The 4,781-nt window shown below is 60.6% G+C and carries 5 protein-coding genes and 1 pseudogene; 5 read left to right on the forward strand and 1 reads right to left on the reverse strand.

What is annotated here, in order from left to right:
* Window positions 1–28 precede the first annotated feature (28 nt).
* Window positions 29–208, reverse strand: a complete 180-nt coding sequence (locus AC1DWF_RS30300) for a YdcH family protein (RefSeq protein WP_476786053.1) — start codon at window positions 206–208, stop codon at window positions 29–31.
* Between the two features lie 238 nt (window positions 209–446).
* Between AC1DWF_RS30300 and AC1DWF_RS30305 the strand changes: the two genes are divergently transcribed.
* From AC1DWF_RS30305 to AC1DWF_RS30325, 5 genes and pseudogenes are all read left to right on the forward strand, one after another.
* Window positions 447–650 carry a YdcH family protein gene (locus AC1DWF_RS30305; RefSeq protein ID WP_214391539.1) on the forward strand — a complete coding sequence of 68 codons (204 nt, stop codon included), beginning with the start codon at window positions 447–449 and terminating at the stop codon, window positions 648–650.
* A gap of 117 nt (window positions 651–767) precedes the next feature.
* A complete protein-coding gene (gene purE, locus AC1DWF_RS30310; RefSeq protein ID WP_476786054.1) occupies window positions 768–1,232 on the forward strand; it encodes a 5-(carboxyamino)imidazole ribonucleotide mutase in 465 nt (154 codons plus the stop codon).
* The gene (locus AC1DWF_RS30315; protein ID WP_476788187.1) at window positions 1,229–2,314 is read left to right on the forward strand and encodes a 5-(carboxyamino)imidazole ribonucleotide synthase; all 1,086 of its coding nucleotides are present in this window, start codon (window positions 1,229–1,231) and stop codon (window positions 2,312–2,314) included. Before purE ends, AC1DWF_RS30315 begins: the two co-directional genes overlap by 4 nt.
* Window positions 2,315–2,382: 68 nt before the next feature.
* Window positions 2,383–2,793, forward strand: coding sequence for a DUF1428 domain-containing protein (locus AC1DWF_RS30320; RefSeq protein WP_476785589.1), 411 nt, complete (start codon window positions 2,383–2,385; stop codon window positions 2,791–2,793).
* Window positions 2,794–2,923: 130 nt separating this feature from the next.
* Window positions 2,924–4,593 (forward strand): annotated as a pseudogene (locus AC1DWF_RS30325) (arylsulfatase).
* The last annotated feature ends 188 nt before the right edge of the window (window positions 4,594–4,781 follow it).

The raw sequence follows: 4,781 nt of genomic DNA on the forward strand, positions 1-4,781 counted from the left end.
GCCCTAAGGGGAGACCGAGAGCGTGGCCTTAGTGCTGGGTCGGGTCCCCTTTCAGCTTTTCAATCTCGTCCTTGAGAGCCAGCTTGCGACGCTTCAGCATGACGAGTTGCAAATCGTCCACCGAGGGATGATTCATCGCTTCACCGAGTTGACGCTCGATGTCGCCGTGTTTCCGCTGAAGCTCTTCAAGATGGGAAGCAAGAGACATGATTGGTTCTCCCTTTCATKGTTTCCTCGAAGTCCCGAGCACAGCCCTGCCCACCGCAGACAGCGCTCTGTGACGGAACCATGACAGTCTGCCACCCCAGAAAGGCGATGTCGAATAACGTGTGGTAGCATTTCCTGACAGCTTGAAATGTGATAAGGGCTTCGCGGCCGGTGACAAGGAGTCGCCGACCCGCCTTAGGAGCGCCCCGGGTGCGCCAGTGAGTTTGCAGACGGTAGACATGTCGGAACAGGAACAGGCCGAGATTCGTCTCGAGTTTGCACGCTTGAAGCAGGACCATGCCGATTTCGACGCCGCGATCAACGCGATGATCGCGATGGGCTGCGATACGTTGCAGATCCAGCGGATGAAGAAAAAGAAACTGGTCCTCAAGGACAAGATCACCCAGATCGAAGACCGGATCATCCCCGACATCATTGCCTGAGAATCCGCCATTTGCAGCCGGCCTTTGGTTGCGGTGGCAGCGCATTTCGGTTAAGCGCAGGCTTGTCAAGCAGGGGTGCCGCGCGTGAGCAAGGACAGGGTCGACGTCGCCATCATCATGGGGAGCCAGTCAGACTGGGCGACCATGCGCCATGCCGCCGAATTGCTCGACGTGCTCGGCATCACCTATGAGGCGCGCATCGTCTCGGCCCACCGCACCCCCGACCGGCTCTATGAATTCGCCAAAGGCGCCAAGGCCGCCGGCTTCCGCGTCATCATTGCCGGCGCCGGCGGTGCCGCCCATCTTCCCGGAATGACGGCAGCCATGACCCCGTTGCCGGTGTTCGGCGTGCCGGTCGAATCAAAGGCCCTGTCGGGCCAGGATTCGCTGCTCTCCATTGTTCAGATGCCGGCCGGCATCCCGGTGGGAACGCTTGCCATCGGCAAGGCCGGTGCCGCCAACGCAGCGCTGCTTGCCGCAGCCGTGCTTGCCCTTTTTGACGACGCGCTCGCCACAAGGCTCGACGAATGGCGCGCCGCCCAGACCGCAAGGGTCGCCGAACAGCCGACGGACGACGCGTGAGCGCGCCCCTTCCCCTTGGCGCCACCATCGGCATCATCGGCGGTGGCCAGCTTGGCCGCATGCTGGCCATGGCGGCGGCTCGCCTCGGCTATCAGACCGTTGTTCTCGAGCCCCAGGCAGATTGCCCGGCGGCCCAGGTCGCCAACCGCCAGATCGTTGCCGCCTATGACGATCCGGCCGGTCTCGACGAACTGGCGCGCGCCGGTGCCGTCGTCACCTACGAATTCGAAAACGTGCCGGTGCTGGCAGCCGAGCAACTCGCTCGTACCGTCCCCGTCTACCCGCCAGCACGTGCGCTGGCAGTCGCCCAGGATCGCCTGGTCGAAAAAACCTTCCTGAACGGCATTGGGATATCCACAGCCGACTTCATTCCTGTGGAAAACGACCAGGACCTGGCATCGGCCTTGCAAGCCTTTTCTGGCAGCGGCGTGCTGAAGACTTGCCGCATGGGTTATGACGGCAAGGGCCAGCTGGTGTTCCGCAATGTCACCTCGGGCGGTTTCGATGGCGCCTGTGCCTCGCTCGGCAATGTGCCGCTGATCCTCGAATCCTTCGTCACCTTCGAGCGCGAAATTTCAATCATCGCCGCGCGCGGTACTGATGGCAGCATCGCAGCCTTCGACCCTGCCGAAAACGTGCACAGCAACGGCATTCTTGCCAGCTCGACCTTGCCGGCAGCGGTCAGCGTCGAGACTGCGGAAGCTGCACGCGAAGCCGCGCGCAAAATCCTCGCCGCCCTCGATTATGTCGGCGTTATCGGCGTCGAGTTTTTCGTCCTTGCCGACGGCTCGCTTTTGGTCAACGAGATGGCGCCGCGGGTGCACAATTCCGGCCACTGGACCGAGGCAGCCTGCGTCGTTTCGCAGTTCGAGCAGCAYATCCGSGCCGTTGCCGGCCTGCCGCTCGGCGATGCCAACCGGCACGCCGACTGCATCATGGAAAACCTGATCGGCGACGACATCGCCAAGGTCCCGGCCCTGTTGGCCGAACCGGACGTCGCCGTGCACCTTTACGGCAAGGCCGAGGCACGCCCCGGCCGCAAGATGGGCCACTTCACCCGGCTATTGCGCCGCCAAGGGTAGATGGCCGGCGCTTGCGTGGTACGCTAGCTGCGAGCATCAGACGTCAACAATGGCTATTGGGTTCGCCTATGTCCTACATCGATGGCTACCTCATCCCCCTGGAGACCTCCAAGCTTGAGGAATACCAGCGCTTTTCAAGGCATGTGGCTGAGGTCTATCGCGAATATGGCGCCACGCGGGTCGTGGATTGCCAGCTGGATCGCACCGTCGCCAACGATGCCGATTTTCATGCAGAACAAGCACGCCACGATCTCGACGCCGACGAGGTGCCGCTTCGTGATTTTGAAACGGCGGCGGCAGCCCGAAGCGGTGAGACCGTCATTCTTTCCTGGACCGAGTGGCCAAGCAAGGAAGCGCGCGACCTGGGGCTCGCCAAGGCGCTGGCCGACCCGCGCATCCAGCCCAAAGAGGGCGAGAAAATGCTGTTTGAAGGACGGCGATTGATTGCCGGCGGCTTTCTCAAGCTGATCGACGTTTAGTCTGCAATAGGTGGGAGCTTACAGTGAGTGACCTGCCAAACCTATGATTTTCTTACTTTTCAGAGCCGCACACGATGAGTTCGTGGCTATCGTTGACGCCTGCATCGGGAGAAGGCAGAGTGAGCTTGGAATGCTGCCAATCCATACTGCCAGTAATCTTGGCGATCAGGGAAGGAAGGCACCCGTGGCCAACAAACAAGCACCAGATGGCGAACAAGACCGGACGCGGACCGCTTCGGCTGTAAGTCGACGCGACGTTCTCCTCGCAGGGACGGCCCTTGCCGCCGCAGCCGTTACGACGCGGTCGGCCACCTCCGTTGCTTCGGCACAAGAAACGGCCGCACAACCTGGTGCCTCCGGCCAGAAGCCAAACATTCTGATGATCATGGGCGACGACATCGGCTGGTTCAATCCGAGCATCTATCACCGCGGCATCATGGGATACCGCACGCCCAACATCGACCGCATCGGCAATGAAGGCGCGATGTTCACCGACTGGTATGGCGAGCAGAGCTGCACGGCAGGCCGCGCCGGCAATCGCCCATCCGCACCGGCCTCACCAAGGTCGGCCTGCCTGGTGCCGATATTGGTCTTCAGCCCGAAGACCCGAGCGTCGCCGAATTTCTGAAGGCGCTAGGCTATTCAACCGGCCAGTTCGGCAAGAACCATCTCGGCGACAGGGATGAGTTCCTGCCCACAAACCACGGCTTCGATGAGTTTTTCGGCAATCTCTACCATCTAAATGCGGAGGAAGAGCCGGAAAATCCCGACTATCCCAAGGACCCCGAATTCGCCAAGCGGTTTGGCCCGCGCGGCGTTATCCATTCCTTCGCCGACGGCAAGATCGAGGATACCGGACCTCTGACGCGCAAGCGCATGGAAACGATCGACGACGAAACATCAGCAGCCGCCATTGATTTCATCGACCGCCAGCACAAAGCTTCGACCCCCTGGTTCTGTTATTTCAACTCGACCCGGATGCATGTCAACACCCACCTCAAGCCCGAGTCCGACGGCAAGACCGGCAAGGGCATCTACGCGGACGGCATGGTCGAGCACGACGGCCATATCGGCCTTTTACTGAAGAAACTCGATGATCTTGGCGTCACGAACAACACGATCGTCATCTATACCAGCGACAATGGCGCCGAGGTGATAACCTGGCCGGACGGCGGCAATACCCCCTTCCGTGGCGAGAAAGCGACCAACTGGGAAGGCGGCTACCGCGTGCCGATGCTCGTCCGCTGGCCGGGCGTGATCAAGCCGAACACCATCTACAACGACGCGTTCTCGCACTACGACCTGATCCCCACCTTCTGCGCGGCGGCAGGCGAACCCGACATCGTGGCGAAGTGCCTGACCGGCTACCAGGCAGGCACCAAGACGTTCAAGGTGCATCTCGACGGCTACAATCTGCTGCCCTACTTCAGCGGCAGCATGCCCGAATCTCCCCGGCGTGACTTCCTCTACTGGAACGATGACGGGGAACTGGTCGCGGTGCGTGTCGGTGATTGGAAAGTCGTGTTCAAGGCGCAGGAACACGAGGGCATGGACGTCTGGCGGCGTGAGTTCACCAATTTGCGTGTGCCGAAGCTCTTCAACCTGCGCGCCGACCCGTTCGAGCGTGGCGACACGTCGATTGAATACGACAAATGGTTCGTCGACCGCAGCTTCGTGATGGTTCCCTCCCAGGCGGTGGTGGGCAAATGGCTGGAAAGCTTCAAGGAGTTTCCGATCCGGCAGAAACCCGCGAGCTTCAACCTTGACGAGGTCATGACTAAACTGACGCCGAAGAATTAGTCTACATCGAGAAGGCCATCTTCGATGCCGACTCAACGAAACGGTGCGAAGGCAACCAATTCATGATCTCGACAACGCTCTACAGCGCCGCGCGTCCAATAGGACGACGCGCAAAGGACGCCATAACACTTAGAATCTGTGCATGATCCTTTCCGAAAATCGATTCCGATTTTCGGAAAGGATCATGC

Source organism: Aminobacter sp. P4_D5 (assembly GCF_056401815.1).